Consider the following 22,910-nt stretch of genomic DNA (forward strand, 5'->3'; position numbering starts at 1 on the left):
AGCGGATATGACGACGAAACACGACGTAAAAACATTCCAGGGCTTCATTATGACCCTGCAGGAATACTGGGCGCAGCAAGGTTGCGCAATCGTTCAACCATTAGATATGGAAGTCGGTGCCGGTACATTCCACCCGATGACATTCTTACGTTCATTAGGCCCAGAGCCAATGAGCAGTGCCTATGTTCAGCCATGTCGTCGCCCGACTGATGGCCGTTACGGTGAAAACCCTAACCGTCTTCAGCACTACTACCAATTCCAAGTAGTACTAAAGCCATCGCCAAGTAACATTCAAGAACTATACCTAGGCTCATTAGAAGCCCTTGGTGTTGATATGAATGTGCATGACGTGCGCTTCGTAGAAGATAACTGGGAATCTCCGACTCTTGGTGCTTGGGGTCTAGGTTGGGAAGTTTGGCTGAACGGCATGGAAGTGTCTCAATTTACTTACTTCCAGCAAGTGGGTGGTCTAGAGTGTAAGCCCGTAACAGGTGAAATTACTTACGGTCTTGAGCGCCTTGCTATGTACATTCAAGAAGTAGACAGCGTCTACGACCTTGTATGGACCGATGGCCCGATGGGCAAGATCATGTACGGCGATATTTTCCATCAGAACGAGGTTGAGCAATCAACTTATAACTTCGAACATGCCAATGTTGAAGTACTGTTCAAGATGTTCGACGACTGTGAGCAAGCTTGTGAGCGTTTATTGACACTAGAAAAGCCACTTCCACTACCTGCTTATGAGCAAGTAATGAAAGCCTCTCATGCATTTAACTTGCTAGATGCTCGCCACGCTATCTCTGTTACTGAGCGCCAGCGTTATATCTTACGCGTTCGTACCATGGCTAAAGGCGTAGCTGAGTCTTACTATCAGGCCCGTGAAGCGCTTGGCTTCCCAATGTGTAAGTAGAGGAATAACAGATGAATTTTGAAAACTTACTTATTGAAGTAGGCACAGAAGAGTTACCACCAAAGTCACTGCGTAAGCTAGCCGAATCTTTTTTAGCCAACTTTACCGAAGAGCTAGCTAAAGCAGAATTAAGCTTTGAGTCTGCGGTATGGCATGCAGCGCCGCGTCGCCTAGCTATTAGCATCAACCAACTTGCACAGGCACAAGCAGACAAAGTTGTTGAAAAGCGCGGCCCTGCTGTTGCTCAAGCTTTTGATGCTGACGGTAACCCAACAAAAGCCGCTATGGGCTGGGCTCGTGGTAACGGTATTACTGTTGAGCAAGCTGAGCGTCTTAAGACTGACAAAGGTGAATGGTTACTGCACCAAGCGCGTGTTGTTGGTGTTGAAACTAAAAGCCTGATTGCCGATATGGCGCAGCGCTCTTTAGATAAGTTACCTATTCCTAAGCCTATGCGCTGGGGTAGCAACACGACTCAATTTATCCGCCCGGTCCATACGGTGACTATGCTACTAGGTAGCGAAGTGGTTGATGGTGAATTATTAGGTATTAAATCTGATCGCGTGATTCGTGGTCACCGCTTTATGGGTGAGTCTAGCTTCGAGCTAGATCATGCTGACAACTACCTTATTGCTCTTAAAGAGAAAGGTAAAGTATTAGCGGATTATGAAGCGCGTAAAGCGATTATTAAAGCTGGTGCTGAGGCTGCTGCAGCTAAGATTGGCGGCGTAGCCGATCTTGAAGATGACTTACTAGAAGAAGTGACTTCTCTCGTAGAGTGGCCAGTTGTATTAACGGCCAGCTTCGAAGAAAAGTTCTTAGACGTACCAGCAGAAGCCTTGGTATACACCATGAAAGGCGATCAAAAATACTTCCCTGTATTTGATAATGCCGGTCAGTTGCTACCAAACTTTATCTTTGTGACTAACATTGAGTCAAAAGATCCACAGCAGATTATTTCTGGTAACGAAAAAGTGGTTCGCCCACGTCTTGCCGATGCTGAGTTCTTCTTTGAAACTGATAAGAAAGAGTCGCTTGAAGCACGCCTTGCCAGCTTAGAAACCGTTGTATTCCAAAAGCAGCTTGGCACCATTAAACAGCGTGTTGAACGTATATCTGCTTTAGCGGGTTATATTGCTAGCAGCATTAATGCTAACAGCGAAGAAGCTGCGCGTGCGGGTCTACTGTCTAAGTCAGACTTAATGACTAACATGGTGATGGAGTTTACCGATCTTCAAGGCACCATGGGTATGCATTACGCACGCCTTAACGGTGAAACTGAAGCCGTTGCGGTTGCTCTATCTGAGCAATATAAGCCGAAATTCTCTGGCGATACCGTACCGACAGCACCTATCTCTATTTGTGTTGCACTGGCAGAAAAGCTCGACACGCTAGTGGGTATTTTTGGTATTGGCCAAGCGCCTAAAGGCGCTGCAGATCCATTTGCACTGCGCCGCGCAGCAATTGGTGTGCTACGTATCTGTTTAGAGAACAACTTGCCACTAGATCTTGTTGATTTAATTGCTAAAGCACAAGAACTACACGGCGAGAACCTCACTAACGAAAACGTTGCAGAGCAAGTACTTGAGTTCTTCATGGGGCGTTTCCGTGCTTGGTATCAAGATCAAGGTGTGAGTGTCGACGTTATTCTAGCGGTACTCGCTCGCCGCCCTACTGCACCAGCTGATTTTGAAAGCCGCATTAAAGCCGTTGCTCACTTTAGAACACTAGAGCAAGCATCAGCACTGGCAGCAGCCAACAAGCGTGTATCAAACATCTTGGCTAAAGTTGAAGGTGAACTACCAGCAGCTATCGATGACACACTACTTGTCGAAAATGCTGAAAAGGCGCTTGCAGCTAAACTTGCAGAGCTTCAGCCACAGCTAGCACCGCTTTTTGCGGCTGCTAACTATCAAGAAGCGCTAGCACTGCTTGCGAGCCTGCGTGAGAGTGTTGATACATTCTTCGAAGATGTCATGGTTATGGCTGACGACGAAGCACTTAAGAATAACCGCTTAGCGCTACTTTCTAGCCTACGTGAGCAGTTCTTACATGCCGCTGATATTTCACTCCTTCAGTAAACACTGAGTAGCTGAATAATAAAAACGCGCCCTTTGGCGCGTTTTTTATTGGGACTTTTTAGGAACAAACTTAAAACTGCACAAGTTTCAAATGCAGCTGCTCAAACGTTTCACGGTCTATGCTCGCTTCAAATAACAAGCGTGCTAATTGCTCCGGCTGTAACTTACCCGCTTCAAATAGCATAGAGCATTCACTGATAAGATTAGCGCGCCAAACCACCTCAGCAAGCCCACCAGCAGGCTTAGAATCAATGACAGCTAAACGGCTGAGCTCTGCCTCAAATAATGACGGTAACTCCCAATAGCGAGCCAGTAGCGCGCTGAGACTCAAAGACTTGGTTGTCATTACCTGCCGAAATAAACTAGAGCAAGGTTGTTCACCGGGTTCTGCTTGTTTAAATGCTTCTAATAACAGCTTAAAAATCGCAATCTTACCCACGTCATGCAATAAGCCTAATAAAAATGCACTATCAGCTTCCTCTTGAGCAAGCTCACTCGACAAGTAAGCCACTTGCATAGAGTGGCGCCATACTTGACTGCCGAAACGACGAAAATAAATAGGTTTAATATCAATAACTTTACGCATCATCGCAGTAGTAACAAAACGTCGCATCTGCTCACGTCCAAGCTGCACTAAAGCCAGCTGTAAGCTAGTGATCTCTTTATCGCTGCGTCTAAACAGTGGCGAGTTACATAGCTTTAATACCTCAACACTCAAGACAGGATCTCGCTCGATTAGGGCTAACAGTGCTTTAGTATCGCTATTCTCATCGGCGAGCTGCTGGTCTAATGCCGCTATTTGCGTCGGCAATTTTAATACCCGATCAGCAATTGCCTTGGGTGATGTGAGAGCGGCTTCAACACGTCTAAATACACTTTTTTCAAGCTCGTTTGCTGTGCCATTTAGCTGGGTGCTTGGGAATAACAGGCTATAGAACAATGCAGAAAGGTCTATCGTCACATCAGCAACATCTGTTGCTGCCTGCGCTTTTATTGGCTTAGGCTCACTGAGTGTGGATTGAAAGTGTTCCATGGAGCCACTAAAGCTCTTTGGTTGCTCAATAACAACCTGCTCTCTGATATTAAACAGTTTTTTTAGCGCTTTACTAAACAATTTTTTATGACCAGTACGGGGTTTTTAACAAAAAAAATCGGTGCATATAGCACCGACTTTACTCAATATTTAAGTTTACCGATAAAACTAAACTTAAACGTCGAGGTTTGCCACATTAAGCGCGTTTGCTTCAATAAACTCACGACGAGGCTCAACTTGATCACCCATCAAACAAGTAAATAGTTGATCAGCACCAATCGCATCCTCAATGGTTACTTGCAACATACGACGTGACTCAGGATCCATTGTAGTTTCCCACAACTGCTCAGGGTTCATTTCACCCAATCCCTTATAACGCTGAATGTATAAGCCACGCTTCGATTCGCTCATCAACCACTCTAGCGCTTCAACAAAGCTGACAACATCTTTAGTACGCTCGCCACGTTGTACATAACCGCCGTCTTCAACTAGGCCGTTGATTTCACTACCAATCTTAACGATGCGTTGGTAATCAGTAGACTGGAAGAAGTCATACGAGAACATATAGTGTGTATCGATACCGTGCTTACGGATGGTAATCTTTGGCAAATAAACCTGACGCTCAGGATCAAGTACTGGCTCAGCGCTATATAAGATACCGCCAGTTTCTTTATCAATAAGATCAGCGACAAATGCATCAGCCCAGGCTTTAACTTGTGCTTCGTCACTCAACATGTCATTAGTGATTGCTGGGTGATATAGCATTAGATCTGTGATATTAGTTGGGTAACGTTGCTCTAAACGAGCAATGATAGCTTCAACTTCACGATACTGATTAACTAAACGCTCTAGCGGTTGACCAGACATGCCTGGTGCACCTTGAGACGGATAGATATTGGCATTATCTAATGCTTGCGTTGTTAAGTATTCTGTCAATGCAGGATCATCTTTCAGATACTGCTCTTGTTTACCTTTCTTCACCTTGTACAAAGGTGGCTGCGCGATATAAACATAACCACGCTCAATCAGCTCAGGCATTTGACGGAAGAAGAAGGTCAACAGCAGTGTACGAATGTGCGAGCCGTCGACGTCAGCATCGGTCATGATAACGATGTTATGATAACGCGTTTTATCAGGGTTATATTCATCACGACCAATACCACAACCTAGTGCAGTAATCAGTGTTGCCACTTCTTGAGAAGATAACATCTTGTCAAAACGGGCTTTTTCTACGTTTAGAATCTTACCTTTAAGTGGAAGAATCGCTTGGTTCTTACGGTTACGACCCTGCTTAGCACTACCGCCCGCAGAATCACCCTCCACTATGTAAATTTCAGAAAGACCAGGATCTTTCTCTTGGCAGTCAGCAAGCTTACCTGGCAAACCACCTAAATCTAATGCGCCTTTACGACGAGTCATTTCACGAGCTTTACGCGCCGCTTCACGAGCACGTGCAGCATCGATAATCTTACCGACGATCAATTTCGCTTCGTTTGGATGCTCCATTAGGTAATCACCTAACTGCTCACCCATTGTTTGCTCAACAGCTGACTTAACTTCACTTGAAACAAGCTTGTCTTTAGTCTGTGAGCTGAACTTAGGATCGGGTACTTTAACAGAGATAACAGCAGTTAAACCTTCACGAGCATCGTCACCCGTAGCTGCAGTTTTACCTTTCTTGTTAAAACCTTCACGTTCCATGTAGTTATTTAGGTTACGTGTCAATGCACCACGGAAGCCCGCTAAGTGAGTACCACCATCGCGCTGTGGAATATTGTTAGTAAAACAGAAAATATTCTCTTGGAAGCCATCGTTCCACTGCATAGCCACTTCAACGGTAATACCGTCTTCACGCTCTTGAATAAAGTGGAATACTTCTTTATTTACTGGTGTCTTGTTAACATTCAAGTAGTCAACAAATGCACTGATACCACCTTCATACTTGAAGAATTCGTCACGGTTATCGCGCTCGTCTACAAGACGAATACCCACGCCTGAGTTCAAGAATGATAATTCACGAACACGCTTAGCTAAGATATCGAAATGGAACAGGACATCAGTGAATGTCTCTGTACTTGGCCAAAAGCGGATTTCTGTACCTGTCTTAGTCGCTTCACCGATAGGCTTAATTGGTGCATCAGGTACACCGTGAGTATAAAACTGCTCGTATACCTTGCCTTCACGACGAATGGTCATTTGCAATTTAGAAGAGAGCGCGTTTACAACAGATACACCAACACCGTGCAAACCACCCGATACTTTATAAGAGTTATCATCGAATTTACCACCAGCGTGAAGTACGGTCATAATAACTTCAGCAGCAGAGATACCTTCCTCTTCGTGGATCGATACCGGGATACCACGGCCGTCATCTCGCACTGATACCGAACCATCGGCATGAATGGTAATAATGACGTCGTTACAGTGGCCCGCTAACGCTTCATCGATAGAGTTATCGACCACTTCGAATACCATGTGATGTAGACCTGTACCATCATCGGTATCACCGATGTACATTCCTGGTCTCTTACGTACCGCATCAAGGCCTTTTAGAACCTTAATACTCGAAGAATCATAACTATTCTCTGACATATTATTCTCTCGTCGGTTATTCAATTACCGTTACACAACCGTGTTCCACATGGAACATCTTACTTGGCGGCGTGATTAACGAATCCACTATTGCTGCAGGCTCAATAGCCGTGACAAAAACTTGTGCCCCGGTATCAGCTAATTGCTGTAACAATAGTTTTCTATGCTGTGCATCCAATTCCGATGGAAGATCATCCACCAGATAAATACTTTTTTTATCTATTTGTTGTTTGAGCAACTTTCCCTGTGCAATGCGTAACGCACAGACTAACAGTTTCAACTGGCCACGAGATAAAGCGTCTTGAGCGGGTAGGGTTCCTACTCGTAATCTTAAGTCCGCTTTATGAGGCCCGCTGACGGTATAGCCTGTGGCTAAATCTCTAGGATATTGCGTCTCGAGTAGCTGTGCATACTCAGTTTTCGCATCCCATCCTCGGGTGAAAGAAACCTTAACATCTACCTGAGGTAAAAACTCTCCGATTATACCCTTAAGTAGCTCATTTAACGAGTCTACATATTGCTTTCTTATGTCGGTTACCAGTTCAGCATAACGAATAAATTCTTTATCCCAAAATTGTATCGAACTATAGGGTGAACCATCTCTGAGCAACTGATTTCGCTGTTTTAAAATTCGACGAACATTGACCCATGCAGCATAAAAACGAGGGTCAGAATGAAATGCGCCCCAATCAATGAACTGACGTCTGGATTTTGGCCCTTCGAACAGTAATGAAAAGCTCTCAGGCGTGATCACTTGGATCGGTAAGGTTTCAGCTAACGTCGATAAACGCTTTACTTTATCACCATTAATTTTAACTTCAATATCGCCACTTCTAAATCGGCGTAAACCTATCTTACTCTGCTCGTCACCGTTCTCCATATTGGCAAACAGGGTCAAAGCATCATCGTCATTCTTAATCACACGTTGTGAGAGATGACTGCGAAAAGACCGCCCCATTCCAAGGAAATAAATCGCCTCAAGAATGCTGGTTTTACCGCTACCATTCTGACCGTAAATTAAGTTAAGTCCGTCACCCGGCAGCAATTGTGCAGAGGTTATATTTCGAAAAGCTTCAATATGAAGACGGCTAAGACTCATTGATGACCTTTATAACAACGAAGGAGAGCTCTATGGCTCATTATGAAGTTAACCTGATAAAAACCCGTTAGGCCTTTATCAGGTTAGTCATTGATAGCTATAGAAGAGAGAGCTGTAGACTACAAACGCATTGGCATAACAACATACATAGAGTCTTGCTCTATATGGTTGTCGATAAGCGCACTTGAGTTGCCGTCTATCAAGGTAATACGTACATCATCAGAAGGCAGGTTATTTAAGACATCGAGTAAGTAACTGACGTTAAAGCCTATCTCTAGCGGTGTATTGTCATATTCAACATCTAAGATCTCTTCTGCCTCTTCCTGTTCAGGATTATTAGCAGTGATCTTAATTAAGTTATTTTCAAGCTGTACCCGCACACCACGGAACTTTTCATTCGACAGAATAGATGCACGCAGTAGCGCTTGTTTTAGCTGAAGACGACTAGCAATAACGATTTTGTCGCCACCCTTTGGCAGTACGCGACGATAATCAGGAAAACGTCCATCAACTAACTTACTGGTAAACGTGGCTGTTGCCGTGGTCGCTCTAATCGCATTGTCGCCAATCGCAATAGTGACATCGAGATCGTCAGCTTCAAACGAACGCATCAGCTCCAATACACCTTTACGCGGTACAATAACTTGCTTTTCAGGTAACGAGGCTTCGATCATACGATGGCTTAGCGCCAAACGATGTCCGTCTGTAGCAATAGCGCGCAGCACGTTACCTTCGGTTTCAAGTAGCAAACCGTTGAGGTAATAACGTACATCTTGGTTAGCCATAGAGAACTGCGTCGCATCAATCAGCGACTTCATTGTGCCCTGCTTCAGGGTAAACTCAATCTCAGCCTCAAAAGCATCGACATTTGGATACTCTTCAGCTGGCAAAGTAGCCAACGTAAATCGACTGCGACCCGAACGTAATAGTAAACGATTGTCTTGCTGCTCTAACTTAAGTTCTACCTGTTCAGGCAGAGACTTAACGATATCCAAAAACTTCTTTGCAGGGACGGTAGTACGACCTTCTACAACCTCACCTTCGAGCTGAACTTCACCGACTAATTCGACTTCTAAATCGGTACCAGTCAACTTAAGTGAGTGATTACTCACTTCGACTAGAAGGTTTGCCAGGATTGGCAAGTTGTGACGTCTTTCAACCGCACCACTGACTAATTGAAGCGGTTTTAACAAGGCGTCCCTATCAATTGAAAATTTCATTGATTCAATATCCCTGATATTAAGAAGATAAAGTTCTTATCAAGTTAGCATAATCTTCTTTAATGTCATGACTTTCTTCACGCAACTGGGCAATTTTACGGCATGCGTGTAAAACAGTTGTATGGTCACGACCACCAAATGCATCGCCAATTTCAGGCAAACTTTGGTTGGTTAATTCTTTTGATAACGCCATTGCCATCTGTCTTGGTCGCGCCACGCTACGTGAACGACGCTTAGATAACATGTCAGCCATCTTAATCTTGTAGTATTCCGCTACCGTCTTTTGGATATTATCGATAGTGACTAGCTTCTCTTGTAGAGCCAGCAAATCGCGCAATGCTTCACGCACAAAATCGATAGTAATCGGACGGCCGGTAAAGTTAGCGTTAGCAATAACACGGTTTAGCGCGCCTTCAAGCTCGCGTACATTTGAACGTAAACGCTTAGCAATAAAGAACGCCACTTCATCAGGTAAGTTAATGCCACTCTCTTGCGCTTTACGCATTAAGATCGCCACACGGGTTTCTAACTCTGGTGGCTCAATAGCAACCGTTAGGCCCCAACCAAAACGAGATTTAAGACGATCTTCAACACCGTCGATCTCTTTCGGGTATTTATCCGATGTAAGAATGATCTGATGATTACCTTCTAGCAATGCATTAAAGGTGTGGAAAAACTCTTCTTGAGATCGATCTTTGTTAGCAAAGAATTGAATGTCATCGATAAACAATGCATCCACGCTACGGTAGTAACGCTTAAATTCTTCAATCGCGTTATTTTGTAACGCTTTAACCATGTCTTGCACGAAACGCTCAGAATGCATGTAAACCACTTTTGCATTCGGGTTATTTTTAATTATGCCATTACCAACAGCGTGCAATAGGTGAGTCTTACCTAAACCAGTGCCACCATAAAGGAACAATGGATTATAAGCACCACCAGGATTTTCAGCCACCTGCAAAGCAGCCGCTTTACCTAATTGGTTTGATTTACCTTCTACGAAGTTATCAAACTGGTAAGTAGGATTAATATTACTGCGGTGATTAGCATTCGCCATTGGCTCTGCATGCGGAGTATTAAAAGAAGGCTTAACAACTTCTCTACTAGCAGGTCTGCTAGTTCTTATTGCTGCAGTGGCTTGAACAACTGGCTTAGCCGACGGGCGGCTACCGATATCAAAGCGCAAATTTGGCGCATCGCTACCCATTTGTTCAGTAAAAAATTGGTTGATGATATTTAGGTATTTGTCCCTAACCCAATCCAACACAAAACGATTAGGCGCATAGATGACGAGTGTGTCGCCTTCCATTTCTGCTTGTAACGGTCTTATCCACATACTGAATTGCTGAGCAGGTAGCTCATCTTGCAGCCTTGCGATACATTGTTGCCAAAGTGAAACCGCCACTGTAGTTATCCCCAAAAGATCATACAAAAGAGGCCTATTCTATAGTGAGATCACGCTGATCGCTATCCTTTAAATATATTTATCCCCAGATAGATCAACTAATCATTAAGATCACGATCTTAAAAGATCCCTTGCGATCAAAAAATATTGCTCCTGCTGCAAATCCAGCTTTATAAAGCGATCCAGATCGATCTATAATAGAAAGCTTTCGATCAGCTTTTAGATCTATGAAACCACAAGATGTAGTGGTAACTCACAGAGTTATCCACATATTCTAGTGGCTCTAAAGCTTCGGAATATATTCAGAGATGGCAATATTTAATCACTTGCACTCATTCATGGTTGACGTGCATAACTAAAGTGATTACAATTCGGCCTCTTTTTTGCCCTTAGCTCTTTTTTGGAGTTTAAGGTTTATTAACCTAACAAAGACGGATTGCCATAATGAGTAAACGTACTTTTCAACCTAGCAACCTGAAGCGCAAGCGTTCTCACGGCTTCCGCGCTCGTATGGCTACTGTAGGTGGCCGTAAGGTCATCGCACGTCGCCGTGCTAAAGGTCGCGCTCGTCTTTCTGCGTAACCGTAGAAATGCAAGTGACTAGCTATACCTTTACGCGGGAGTTACGTTTGTTAACTCCCGCGCAATTTAAATCTGTATTTACCAAACCTATCAAAGCGTCCTCCGCTGAAATAACCTTACTTGCAATTCCTAATTCTGAACAACACCCTCGTTTAGGACTAACTGTTGCCAAGCGTTATGTCAAAAAAGCAAACCAACGTAACCGTATTAAACGCATAATTAGAGATAATTTTCGTTTACACCAGCATGATCTACCCGCTGTGGATATCGTTGTGCTTGTCAGAAATGGCGTGCTTGATATGGAAAACGCAGAACTCAAAAACTTAGTAGAAAAGCTATGGCGAAAACTCTCTCGCCGTTACAATGGCTAGCAACTACGATTATTCGTGGTTACCAACTACTCATAAGCCCCATGCTGGGGCCTCGTTGTAGGTTCAATCCAACGTGTTCACATTATGCAATCGAAGCAATTCGATTGCATGGAGTAGTGAAAGGGTGTTGGTTCGCAGCGAAACGCATATTAAGATGTCACCCTTTACATCCGGGCGGAGAAGACCCCGTCCCTAACAAAAAACATAGGTGCGATAAATAGGTTATGGAATCTCAACGCAATATATTGCTGATCGGTTTGCTGTTTGTCAGCTTCCTACTGTGGCAACAGTGGCAAGCAGATAAAGCACCTCAACCGGTGGCAGCAGCTCAAACACAGTCTTCAATTCCAGCTTCTACAGTTGCTGACGCCCATAGTTCAGATGTGCCTGATGCCGATTCAGCCGTACCTGAAGCGATAACAGCATCTAAAGAACTGATCACCGTATTTACTGACCAACTAGAAATCAAAATTGATCCTATTGGTGGTGATATTGTTTACTCAGCCCTACTTGCTCATAACCTTGAGGAAAACGGCGACGAGCCATTCGTTCTTCTAGAGCAAACAAACGATATCTATTATATCGCTCAAAGTGGCCTTATTGGTCGTGACGGTATCGACAGCAGTGTAAAAGGTCGAGCTCACTTTGATAGCGCTTCACGTGAGTACAAGTTGGCTGATGGCCAAGATACTCTTAGCGTGCCACTGACTTATGTTAGTGACAAAGGCGTAACTTATACCAAATTATTTATCTTCACTCGCGGTAAGTACAACATCGCTGTTGATTACAAAATTAACAACACTTCAGATGCACAGCTTCAAGTTCAAATGTATGGACAGATTAAGCACAGCATCAAGGAGAGCGAAAGCAGCATGATGATGCCTACTTATCGTGGCGCAGCATTCTCAACTGCTGACATTCGCTATGAAAAGTACAGCTTCGACGACATGGCTGATAAAAACCTAGATGATTCTACACTAGGTGGCTGGGTTGCAATGCTGCAGCATTACTTCGTATCTGCATGGGTACCACCTGCTACTGAGAAGAATATTATCTTCTCTAGTGTACGAAATGGCCTTGCTAATATTGGTTTCCGTGGTGAGCTACATGATATCGCACCTGGCGCTGAACAAACCATTACAGCTGAGTTCTATGTTGGTCCTAAAGATCAAAAATCACTATCAGCACTTTCTCCATCACTAAACCTAGTTGTCGACTATGGCTTCCTATGGTGGTTAGCTGTACCTATCTACAAACTATTGATGTTCTTCCATTCAATCGTTGGTAACTGGGGTTTTGCTATCATCTTAATTACCCTAACAGTTCGTGGTTTGCTGTACCCGCTAACGAAAGCGCAATACACCTCTATGGCGAAAATGCGTAATCTACAGCCTAAGCTTGCTGAACTGAAAGAGCGTTTTGGTGATGACCGTCAGAAGATGGGTCAAGCTATGATGGAACTGTACAAGAAAGAGAAAGTGAACCCTATGGGTGGCTGTCTACCAATCTTGTTACAGATGCCTATCTTCATCGCACTATACTGGGTACTACTAGAAAGTGTTGAATTGCGTCACGCGCCATTCATGCTATGGATTACTGACTTGTCAGTACAAGATCCTTACTACGTGTTACCAATCCTAATGGGTATCTCGATGTTCATTATGCAGAAGATGCAGCCAATGGCACCGACTATGGACCCAATGCAAGTTAAGATGATGCAGTGGATGCCAGTAATCTTTACCGTATTCTTCCTATGGTTCCCAGCTGGTCTGGTTCTATACTGGTTGGTAGGTAACTTAGTAGCGATTACCCAGCAGAAAATTATCTATGCTGGTCTGGAGAAGAAAGGGTTAAAATAACCTTTAGCTCCGACTAACAAAAAGCGGTCTAATACTGAGTATTGACCGCTTTTTTGCTATCTATGTAGAAACAATATTTTTTAACTTCACTCTGAAAATCAGATTAGGAAACACAGTAATGACAACAGATACTATCGTGGCACAAGCGACCGCTCCAGGGCGTGGTGGCGTAGGTATTATTCGCGTATCTGGCGACTTAGCGAGTAATGTTGCTATGGCCGTTTTAGGACATATCCCTAAAACCCGTTACGCAGACTACTGTGATTTTAAAGATGATAGCGGCGAAGTTATCGACCAAGGTATTGCGCTATTCTTTAAAGGTCCAAACTCCTTTACCGGTGAAGATGTACTAGAGCTTCAAGGCCATGGCGGCCAAATCGTTCTCGATATGCTGATTAAACGAGTGATGGAAGTTGACGGGCTGCGAATTGCCAAACCCGGTGAATTCAGCGAACAAGCCTTTATGAACGACAAGCTTGACCTCACTCAAGCCGAAGCCATTGCCGACTTAATTGATGCCACTAGCGAACAAGCCGCTAAAAGCGCTCTAAACTCACTTCAGGGTGAATTCTCTACTCAGGTACATGATCTAGTAGAAAAGGTCACCAACCTACGCCTATACGTCGAGGCTGCAATTGATTTCCCCGATGAAGAGGTAGACTTCCTATCAGATGGTAAAATTGCCGCATCTTTAAATGGCATTATTGGCAAGCTTGATGGTGTTCAAGCCAGCGCAAAACAAGGCTCTATCATACGTGAAGGTATGAAAGTAGTGATAGCTGGCCGACCTAATGCAGGTAAATCAAGCCTATTGAATGCACTTGCAGGAAAAGAGTCAGCGATTGTGACCGAAATTGCTGGCACCACACGCGATGTATTACGTGAACATATCCATTTAGATGGTATGCCACTGCATATTATCGACACTGCAGGCCTACGTGATACTGTCGATACCGTTGAAAAAATTGGTATTGAACGTGCGTGGGATGAGATAAAAACAGCCGATCGCGTTTTGTTTATGGTAGATGGCACCACAACCCCCGCAGTTGACCCGCACGAAATCTGGCCAGACTTTATCGATCGCCTACCAAGTAATTTAGGCGTAACTGTTGTGCGTAACAAAGCCGATCTTACCGGCGAAGATCTTGCGGTAACTCACGAGTCAGGCCACAGCGTTTACCGGATATCAGCTAAAACAGGCCTAGGGGTTGACGATCTAAAGCAACACCTAAAATCATTGATGGGTTACCAAAGTAACCTTGAGGGTGGCTTTATCGCTCGTCGACGTCATTTAGAAGCACTCGACTTGGCAAGTAGCCATCTACTACTGGGTAAAGAGCAATTAGAGGTCTATCAAGCAGGTGAGCTACTCGCCGAAGAGCTACGCATGTGTCAAATGGCACTATCTGAGATAACGGGTAAATTTACCTCAGATGATCTGCTCGGCAAAATCTTTAGTTCATTCTGTATCGGTAAGTAAAACAGTTCGAATTAAGAATAATTCCACAAAATATAAAGCCACAGTAGCCTTAACTACTGTGGCTTTTTGTTTATCTAAATAGCGATCATGTTGCAGATAAGATCCATTATGATCAAAAGCAGAAAAACAATGATCGAGATCATCAAAGCTGAGATAAGTATCAACAGAGATATCAACAAGCTGTATTGATCTGTGGATAGATCTAAATCAACAGTTAGGCATCTTTTTAAGTTAATGATTTAGATGGGTTTTATATAATTAAACCTAAGATCATAATATATTGATTTTTGGAATTATTTGATCTTCTTAGATAAGTTATACTCAGAAAAAGCAGCCTATGATCGCGCTAGGAATTGCACTCAATTTAAAAGTTATCACAGACAAAAATCAGCAAGTATGGCCGATTGATAAGATAGCTGATCTAAACTCCTATTTTGACACTCCGCCAATTTTAAAATGCGCAAAATCCCCTCTATAAAGCTAGGCTCAACTATACGCTTAACTTGTTGAGATCAGCATTGTCTTGTATTTACCTGACATACGTAAAATATGTCCTCCACAGGGATATATGGGAAATGTCTTTAAGGCGTATGGAATAGGAATACTTAAGACCATGGAGGTCGAATGTCATGAATACACGACTATAATGAGGTATGAGGTAGAACAGAGGAACAATTAATGACCTTGCCTCAGAAGCGATACACTACCGCAGAGCGGTCTCATCTTTTACTATTTGCGAATAGTTCCACGTGAAACCTTATGCAGCTTAAGTCTTTACTTATTTAAAGTAATATTAAAATCCAGATTCAAACCAAATGATTTTACTAACTAATTGATTAGCAACCAGAATCAACGATTTCAAAAACAGGCGGGGTAGTGGGACTTGTGGCCTCTGTATATTTTAGGTAGCAACTATCACCACTATACTTTTTTGATTGGGTCATAAAGCGAATGGAATTATCGCCGCCGTTATTATGAAAATACCAATCCCCGTACTCATCAGCATTGAAAACAGAATCAGTAAAAGTCGCCATAATTAATATACTCCAGGCTTTCTTGGAGTCAGCAGCAGGGTAACCGTAGGCTAAATGTATTTTTTGGCCATCGATGATAATGACATTTTCATCATCGGTAGCATCATCCTTATCTTCTGGCGGCTTATTCTGTAACCCCTGCAACACTGATTTAGAGTAAAGCACATTCATAACACCGTGCATTTCAGCTTTTAAACCTTTTAAAGATGAAATCCTGGCATCAGATTGAAGATCAATAAAACGAGGAGCAGCTGTCACAGCGAGTAAACCTAGAATAACAATAACCACTACTAACTCTATTAGTGTAAAGCCACTTTTCTGCATGAAGTTCATCGTTTTAATTAACAAGAAGAGAACAGTATTATATTGAATTAACAAACAATTTGAAATAAATACTGCTCACTCTTATTAAAGATCCCCTTTTCACAAGCACAGCGCATAATTGTGCCCTATAAAGCTAAATAAAACACAATATCGCTTATTACACCAACCTATAACTCCCCCCTATAACTCATGCGTAAACAAAGTCTGCCAAGCTAGTGAGCGCTTTTACAAGCTGTATCACTTTCATTCCAATACGATCACTGTAGAATCCGCGCCTTGTTTTGATTGCTTACTTTTATACAGCGCATTTATGATGATCGATTTGGCTTTACTACCACTATATTTAACAACCGTTGTCGCCCTCCTACTCATCCCAGGTCCAGATATGCTATTGATAGCGAGTTCTAGCCTTAGCTACGGTAAAAAAGTAGGGGTTTACGCGAGCTTTGGTAATGCAACATCAGGACTTGTCTTAACGTTATTGGCCGCTATGGGGGTGTCGGCAGTAATAGCGATGAATCCAATGGCACTCGAAGTGCTGCGAGTGCTAGGTGCAGCCTATCTATTAAAAATGGGGTGGGATTGTATGCGTAGCTCTGCTGCACAGGCACCTGAAATTGAGCAGCAGAACAATCTTGCCAAGCTCTTATATCGCCGTGCAGTCGTCAGTAATCTACTCAACCCTAAAGCATTAATATTTTTCGTTTTATTTTTGCCTCAATTCGTTTCAACTCAATTAACTGCCAGTTCAGGCGAACAAATGCTAGCACTTGGGTTACTGCTTAACGTGATGGGATTGGCCTTTAATCTACTACTGGTGGCCTTAGTTGGTAGCGTAGGCAAGCCATTACTCAAGAATGAGAAGTTCCGAACTTATCAAAATAAGTTTATGGGTGTGATCTTCTTTGTTTTAGCCATTTGGTTACTGGCTTCTCAAGTACAAAATATCAGTTGATATAAGCAAAATTGAGATCAAAAAAAGCGGGTATATCCCGCTTTTTATGTACATGATGCATTCGGTCAACATTTGAAGCTATCTTCAGCTTTTTGGCAAAGAAAAAACGCCATATTTAGCGAAAAGCAGATATAAATTAAAACGTGCCTCCCGTTAGGATAATAATCCCAACCACCATTCCCATATACATAATAAAACCAAGGCTATTACCCACCCAAATTGTTGGATTTTTATGATATAAACCATATGTCGTCCACAACAATGCGATAAAGGCATAAAGCACCCAAGTAATAAGTGACAAACCTGCGGCATGCTCACTGTGAGAGAAAAAAAGCTTGTACAATTGCGGCAAAGTGGCAAGTGGGCTAATCAGTCCCATGGCTAACATTAAAGGCTCTAGTGCTTTGCCTACTCGTTCAATGATTGACATACTATCACCTCTTTATTGTTGTTATATCGCGCCAATATTTAATTCAAACAACACTTTTTATATTTTTTTCCACTGCCGCAAGGGCAAGGATCATTGCGGCCAGCTAAAGTATCTTTGATGAATGGTTGCTGAGGAGCAATATTCTCAAAGTAGCTTTCGTCAAATTCATTCGGCGAATTCATAAGATCATTGAATACCGCCATTAAAGCTTCATCACTCATCTCTGATTCATTATTGAAACCAGCCCACTGACTCAGCGAGTCAATAATATCGAATTCACCACTTATCAGGCCACTTTCCCATTCAGAGTAGCCAATACTGTTGTTGTCCCAATCAATAATACATTGATTTTCAAGGACCCCTTCATCTATCACTTTACGTACGACTAACTCTACCATTTGGGTATGATATTGATTGAACTGATTAGAAATCAATAAATTAGTCAGCTCAAACAGGGCTATAGAATGTTCATAGGCAACAAGGTTATCGATAAAGTCAGGAATACTTTGATTAAGTGTCTCTTTATCGATTTGGCCACTATTAAGCTGTGAAAATAGTGCCCCTAAAGCAGCCATTTTAACTATTTCTCCAGCGCATTCAGAGTTAACCAGAAGGCAAAGTTGCTCAGGTTTCCCTTGAGCCAAGATATAATAAGCAGTAGAAAGCTCAGAACCAATAAAGTCACCCAGTAGTGCATCTAAAGGACTATTACAGTCGTCTTTATTGGTTAAATTGATCAGAGAATCAAAACAGCTAAATTGCTTACGATCGATAATAAGACAAATACCGAAGAACAACAGGTTAGCCTCTGGATCAGTCAATGCTTCTTTAGCAATAAATGCCTGCATTAACTCATCAATAACGGGCAGTAATTCTGGCCACTGCAGCCTAGCGGCTTGTATAGCGTCAACCGGGAGCTCTGTTAAGTCGCCACGACTTAGCGTCGTTACTATCTCATCTAACTTCATATTACATTCAAGGTTCATAAGTGATTTAGCATTCTAGAACACTCAAAAAGAAAGCTAAAGCCCCACTCAATACAGTGGTAACGATTATCTTGAATACAAGGTAACTATCGAACAGTCGTCGAGACTGAGCGAAATATTGAATGTCGCGATGAAATATCAATAGATATAAGCAGAAATGGGTAATAAAAAAGCGGGGAGTTTCCCGCTTAGTTAGGTTATTTGCGCATTACCGATAATATGAAACTCATCAAGCATTAATAGCAACTTCAATTAGCTTCTATGACCATATTCAATAATGGTTTCACGATAAAGCTGCAGTAATGCCTCATCCTTTACGGCTACCCCGACTTGCTGGACAGGTTTTAGCTCCCAATCATCATGTGGATAGACACGTCCATCAAACTTCTGGATTGTCAGCCCTTCTGCCGGCCCATCGGTCACAACGCGAATAGGTCCTTTTCTTAAGGTAAATAAAGAAGGATTAATAACATAAGCAATGGCTGATGGATCATGTACATGACAACCTTCTAAACCGACTTTTTCAGAGTAAAACTTAAGATAATAACGACTAATATCCCAAATAAACTGACCCACTTCAGCGGCGTCATCTCTAAGTTGATCAAGAAATTCCTTAGTAAAGAAGCTTTCCTCTGTTACATCTAAACCGATAACAACGACTGGCCAAGGTGCGGTAAAGACGATATCAGCCGCATGCGGATCATCATGGATATTTGCTTCAGCATAAGGAGTAACATTGCCACGATGATTATTCTCACCGAAGGCGCCCCCCATCACGACAACTTCTTTTACTAAGCCTGCGATCTCAGGCGCCGCATCGAGTGCTAACGCCAAGTTAGTTAATGGCCCAACCGCAACTAAGGTTATTTCACCAGGTTCCGCTTTAACGCTATCAATAATGTATTGGTAGGCAGGACGAGGATCGGCAGTCACACCCAACTCTTTTGGGGCATGCACATCACCAAAGCCTGTTTCACCATGCACAACAACAGTTGGCCCAACCGGATCGCGCACGATGGGTTGACTTGCCCCTTGTGCTACATCAGCCTTAAAACCATACTTTCTTTTTAAAAACAGCGCATTATTAGTTCCATTCTCAATAGTGGCATTACCATAAACAGTGGTAATGGCCATAAGTTCAATAGCTGGGTGAGCTTCAGCAAACAAGATAGCCATTGCATCATCAATCCCCGGATCAGTATCGAGAATTATTTTATTTATCATTTTATTCAGATCCTAATAATTATAATTTTATTAACCTAGGTAGCCGATCAAGATACCTTTATCCGCTTTTAACAAACGTGATCTAAGCGCTAGAGCAACAACATAACAACAGCAACAGGCTATATTTTTGGATTCAATCATCATCACAGTTCTATTTTTATACCGAATAAACCTAATAATTGGCTTATCTTCAGCTTTAACTCGCGTTTCTAATGGCTGCTTTGGGCTTTATTGGACCAAAAAATTGCCATTTAACTGGCTCAATTCAGCGTAAATCACGCCAAGCTACAAGATTCAAAATTGAATTTAACTTATGATGCACGCAAATAATAAGCGCCAATAATCTATAATTTGCCCTTAATATTGCTCTTAATAAAACAAGGGTATTGGCAAACTTAGCGCTCTTTCGACAGTAACAATTAGGACAAATAATGGCAAAAGTAGACATTTTAGTCGGCACCACACTAGGCAGCGCTGAATATGTAGCGGATGAAATATCCGATCAATTAGGCGATTTAGGCCATGAAACTATCGTGCATTTAACACCAAATTTGAGCGATCTTAGCCAGGATTCACTCTGGTTAATTGTTTCTTCAACTCATGGAGCGGGTGATCTGCCCGACAATATAGTGCCATTTTTCGACGAGATCCAAGCCAAAAAGCCCGATCTTAGCGCAATAAAATTCGCCTTATGTGCCATCGGCGATTCTAGCTACGATACTTTTTGTCAGGGCCCAGAAAAATTAGTCGATCAGCTTAACCTATGCGGTGCACAAGTCTATGTGGATAAGATCCAGATCGATGTGCAATACGATCCAATCCCAGAAGATCCAGCATTATCATGGGTTAGCGGCTGGCAAGATCAACTTTAAGATCGACTTTCATCTCAGCTTTACGGGTTATCTTTTTAGTAACGCACAGATTAGATCTGACTTATCCACATATAACTCTTTTATTTAATAAATATGTGGATAAGCTATTATTTTGATCTGATCAACGTCTGTATTAATTCACACCCAATCTGCTCAATGATCCACCTTGTGGATAAGTAGGCGATCTATCCCCAAGCTTAAGCCAGTTAGATCGCGATCAGATCACAGGATCGTTTTGCTGTAAACTACTAAATCTAAAGAGGAATTAGAGTTATCCACCGAAAAGTGCGATCCTAATAGTAAACATAATAAGAGATCTATATAAAGATCTTAAGATCTATTAAGGCGATCCACCTTGATCAAAACAAGCAAAATAGATCGTTCACCTTAAGCGAAGCAAATGCTAAAATGATCCGCTCAGAAACAATTTATCCTTTTACAAATCGAAGGCTGTCGAATGCAATTTCATGAACGGTTTGATGTAATCGTTGTTGGTGGTGGTCATGCTGGTACAGAAGCGGCGTTAGCTTCTGCAAGAATGGGCTCCAAAACACTTTTACTGACCCATAACATAGATACTTTAGGACAGATGTCCTGTAACCCTGCTATCGGCGGCATAGGTAAAGGACACTTAGTCAAAGAAATTGATGCGTTAGGTGGAGCAATGGCCGTTGCTACCGATTTTGCAGGTATTCAATTTCGAACATTGAACTCGAGTAAAGGGCCAGCTGTTCGTGCAACTCGTGCACAAGCAGACAGAGCACTTTACCGACACAAGATCCAAGAAATTTTACAGCACCAACCAAACTTACGTATTTTCCAGCAAGCGGTAGACGATCTTGTAGTCGAAAATGGCAAAGTCATTGGTGCCGTCACTCAAATGGGTTTAGCCTTTGAAGCACCTGCAGTCGTTCTTACTGCTGGTACATTCCTAGGTGGTAAAATCCATATTGGTCTTGAAAATTACAGCGGCGGCCGAGCAGGTGATCCACCTGCAATTGCGTTAGCCAATAGGTTAAGAGAATTACCAATTCGTGTGGGACGTTTAAAAACGGGTACCCCGCCACGCATTGACGCTAACACCATAGATTTTTCTCTAATGACAGAGCAAAAAGGCGATGATCCATTGCCTGTGATGTCATTTATCGGCGATGTAAATGATCATCCTGAGCAGGTTTCTTGTCATATCACTCATACCAATGAGCGCACTCACGATATTATTCGTGGTGGTTTAGACAGAAGCCCAATGTACTCAGGGATTATCGAAGGTATTGGTCCACGCTATTGCCCTTCTATCGAAGATAAGATCAATCGCTTTGCAGACAAAACATCGCATCAGATCTTTATTGAACCAGAGGGATTAAATACCACCGAGATCTATCCAAACGGTATTTCTACCAGTTTGCCTTTTGACGTGCAGTTGAACTTAGTACGTTCAATCAAAGGTATGGAAAACGCACAGATCATGCGTCCTGGTTATGCGATTGAATATGATTATTTTGATCCTCGCGATCTTAAAAACTCATTAGAAACTAAAACCATTAGTGGTTTGTTCTTTGCGGGACAAATTAATGGTACTACCGGTTATGAAGAAGCTGGGGCACAAGGCTTGTTAGCGGGCATGAATGCATCGCTACAGGTTCAAGGTAAAGAATCTTGGGCGCCACGACGAGATCAAGCCTACCTAGGTGTTTTGGTAGACGACTTGTCGACATTAGGTACCAAAGAACCGTACCGTATGTTTACCAGTCGTGCTGAATACCGTTTGCTGCTTCGTGAAGATAATGCTGACTTACGATTAACCGAAAAAGGCCGTGAGCTAGGCTTGGTTGACGATAAGCGATGGGCATTGTTTAGTGAGAAAATGGAATCGATCGAAACTGAACTACAGCGTTTACGTGGTCAGTGGATCCATCCAAACTCACCGCTAGTTGAAGCGCTTAACCCGAATTTGAATACACCCATCACTCGTGAAGCAACGTTTGAAGATCTGCTGCGTCGTCCAGAAATGGATTATTCAAAGTTGATGTCTATCGATGGTTTCGGTCCAGGACTCGAAGATCAACGCGCTGCAGAGCAAGTGCAGATCCAGGTAAAGTATTCAGGTTATATCCAACGTCAGCAAGGTGAAATCGATAAAGCTATTCGTCATGAAACCACCCTGCTACCGCTAGATTTGGATTACCAAGAAGTACCGGGTTTGTCGAATGAGGTGATTGCTAAGATGAATGAGCACAAGCCTGAAACGATTGGCCAAGCTTCACGGATCTCTGGAATGACCCCTGCGGCAATCTCAATCCTATTGGTTCATCTGAAAAAACGTGGTCTATTACGTAAAAGCGCTTAATTCTCCACATATTCGGTCGTTTTGGATGATAAAGGGAAGCTTTGAGGCTTCCTTTCATCTTTTCTGCGATTCATAATACTGATTGATTTTTGATTCGCTTTAT

19 protein-coding genes are annotated in these 22,910 nt (G+C 42.7%); 10 read left to right on the plus strand and 9 right to left on the minus strand.

The features are described 5' to 3' along the window. The first annotated feature begins 7 nt into the window (after nt 1–7). Nucleotides 8–913 (plus strand): glycine--tRNA ligase subunit alpha, encoded by a 906-nt coding sequence (gene glyQ / locus ACVBIU_RS16355; RefSeq protein ID WP_447161643.1) that lies wholly within the window; start codon nt 8–10, stop codon nt 911–913. Nucleotides 914–924: 11 nt separating this feature from the next. After that, complete coding sequence (gene glyS / locus ACVBIU_RS16360; RefSeq protein WP_447161642.1) at nt 925–2,994, plus strand: glycine--tRNA ligase subunit beta; 2,070 nt, start codon at nt 925–927, stop codon at nt 2,992–2,994. A gap of 70 nt (nt 2,995–3,064) precedes the next feature. On the opposite strand, the gene ACVBIU_RS16365 is transcribed toward glyS, so the two are convergent. The 5 genes from ACVBIU_RS16365 to dnaA all read right to left on the minus strand — a co-directional run bounded on the left by ACVBIU_RS16365 (nt 3,065) and on the right by dnaA (nt 10,343). Continuing rightward, complete coding sequence (locus ACVBIU_RS16365; protein WP_447164290.1) at nt 3,065–4,108, minus strand: HDOD domain-containing protein; 1,044 nt, start codon at nt 4,106–4,108, stop codon at nt 3,065–3,067. 93 nt (nt 4,109–4,201) lie between these two features. Then, a complete protein-coding gene (gene gyrB, locus ACVBIU_RS16370) occupies nt 4,202–6,619 on the minus strand; it encodes a DNA topoisomerase (ATP-hydrolyzing) subunit B (protein WP_447164291.1) in 2,418 nt (805 codons plus the stop codon). Between the two features lie 16 nt (nt 6,620–6,635). Beyond that, the gene (gene recF / locus ACVBIU_RS16375) at nt 6,636–7,718 is read right to left on the minus strand and encodes a DNA replication/repair protein RecF (RefSeq protein ID WP_447161639.1); all 1,083 of its coding nucleotides are present in this window, start codon (nt 7,716–7,718) and stop codon (nt 6,636–6,638) included. Nucleotides 7,719–7,837: 119 nt separating this feature from the next. Beyond that, nucleotides 7,838–8,938 carry a DNA polymerase III subunit beta gene (gene dnaN / locus ACVBIU_RS16380; protein WP_447161638.1) on the minus strand — a complete coding sequence of 367 codons (1,101 nt, stop codon included), beginning with the start codon at nt 8,936–8,938 and terminating at the stop codon, nt 7,838–7,840. 19 nt (nt 8,939–8,957) lie between these two features. Then, the gene (gene dnaA, locus ACVBIU_RS16385) at nt 8,958–10,343 is read right to left on the minus strand and encodes a chromosomal replication initiator protein DnaA (protein WP_447161637.1); all 1,386 of its coding nucleotides are present in this window, start codon (nt 10,341–10,343) and stop codon (nt 8,958–8,960) included. A gap of 444 nt (nt 10,344–10,787) precedes the next feature. Between dnaA and rpmH the strand changes: the two genes are divergently transcribed. From rpmH to mnmE, 5 genes are all read left to right on the plus strand, one after another. Next, nucleotides 10,788–10,925, plus strand: coding sequence for a 50S ribosomal protein L34 (rpmH, locus tag ACVBIU_RS16390; RefSeq protein ID WP_011867659.1), 138 nt, complete (start codon nt 10,788–10,790; stop codon nt 10,923–10,925). Nucleotides 10,926–10,939: 14 nt separating this feature from the next. Then, entirely contained in the window at nt 10,940–11,296 is a 357-nt protein-coding gene (rnpA, locus tag ACVBIU_RS16395) for a ribonuclease P protein component (protein WP_086020069.1), read from the plus strand. After that, the gene (gene yidD, locus ACVBIU_RS16400) at nt 11,263–11,517 is read left to right on the plus strand and encodes a membrane protein insertion efficiency factor YidD (RefSeq protein ID WP_249000586.1); all 255 of its coding nucleotides are present in this window, start codon (nt 11,263–11,265) and stop codon (nt 11,515–11,517) included. The genes rnpA and yidD overlap by 34 nt, the downstream gene beginning before the upstream one ends. Nucleotides 11,518–11,520: 3 nt before the next feature. Then, the gene (gene yidC, locus ACVBIU_RS16405; protein WP_447161636.1) at nt 11,521–13,155 is read left to right on the plus strand and encodes a membrane protein insertase YidC; all 1,635 of its coding nucleotides are present in this window, start codon (nt 11,521–11,523) and stop codon (nt 13,153–13,155) included. A gap of 118 nt (nt 13,156–13,273) precedes the next feature. Continuing rightward, nucleotides 13,274–14,635, plus strand: coding sequence for a tRNA uridine-5-carboxymethylaminomethyl(34) synthesis GTPase MnmE (mnmE, locus tag ACVBIU_RS16410; protein WP_447161635.1), 1,362 nt, complete (start codon nt 13,274–13,276; stop codon nt 14,633–14,635). Between the two features lie 836 nt (nt 14,636–15,471). Here the strand turns inward: mnmE and ACVBIU_RS16415 are convergent. After that, the gene (locus ACVBIU_RS16415) at nt 15,472–15,993 is read right to left on the minus strand and encodes a type II secretion system protein (protein WP_447161634.1); all 522 of its coding nucleotides are present in this window, start codon (nt 15,991–15,993) and stop codon (nt 15,472–15,474) included. Nucleotides 15,994–16,303: 310 nt separating this feature from the next. Between ACVBIU_RS16415 and ACVBIU_RS16420 the strand changes: the two genes are divergently transcribed. Continuing rightward, nucleotides 16,304–16,948, plus strand: coding sequence for a LysE family translocator (locus tag ACVBIU_RS16420; protein ID WP_447161633.1), 645 nt, complete (start codon nt 16,304–16,306; stop codon nt 16,946–16,948). A gap of 136 nt (nt 16,949–17,084) precedes the next feature. On the opposite strand, the gene ACVBIU_RS16425 is transcribed toward ACVBIU_RS16420, so the two are convergent. The 3 genes from ACVBIU_RS16425 to ACVBIU_RS16435 form a co-directional block, all read right to left on the minus strand. Next, the gene (locus ACVBIU_RS16425; RefSeq protein WP_447161632.1) at nt 17,085–17,378 is read right to left on the minus strand and encodes a SemiSWEET transporter; all 294 of its coding nucleotides are present in this window, start codon (nt 17,376–17,378) and stop codon (nt 17,085–17,087) included. A 38-nt stretch (nt 17,379–17,416) separates the two neighbouring features. Next, the gene (locus ACVBIU_RS16430; RefSeq protein WP_447164292.1) at nt 17,417–18,346 is read right to left on the minus strand and encodes an SEC-C metal-binding domain-containing protein; all 930 of its coding nucleotides are present in this window, start codon (nt 18,344–18,346) and stop codon (nt 17,417–17,419) included. Between the two features lie 270 nt (nt 18,347–18,616). Continuing rightward, on the minus strand, nt 18,617–19,588 hold the full coding sequence (locus tag ACVBIU_RS16435) for a nucleoside hydrolase (RefSeq protein ID WP_447164293.1): 972 nt from the start codon (nt 19,586–19,588) through the stop codon (nt 18,617–18,619). A gap of 431 nt (nt 19,589–20,019) precedes the next feature. Here ACVBIU_RS16435 and mioC point away from each other — a divergent pair, with 431 nt between their 5' ends. Both mioC and mnmG read left to right on the plus strand, forming a co-directional pair. Further along, nucleotides 20,020–20,460: an FMN-binding protein MioC gene (gene mioC / locus ACVBIU_RS16440; RefSeq protein ID WP_447161629.1), complete on the plus strand. Its 441-nt coding sequence runs from the start codon at nt 20,020–20,022 to the stop codon at nt 20,458–20,460. 457 nt (nt 20,461–20,917) lie between these two features. Continuing rightward, the gene (gene mnmG, locus ACVBIU_RS16445; protein WP_447164294.1) at nt 20,918–22,807 is read left to right on the plus strand and encodes a tRNA uridine-5-carboxymethylaminomethyl(34) synthesis enzyme MnmG; all 1,890 of its coding nucleotides are present in this window, start codon (nt 20,918–20,920) and stop codon (nt 22,805–22,807) included. Nucleotides 22,808–22,910: the final 103 nt, after the last annotated feature.

Source organism: Shewanella sp. 30m-14 (assembly GCF_052977125.1).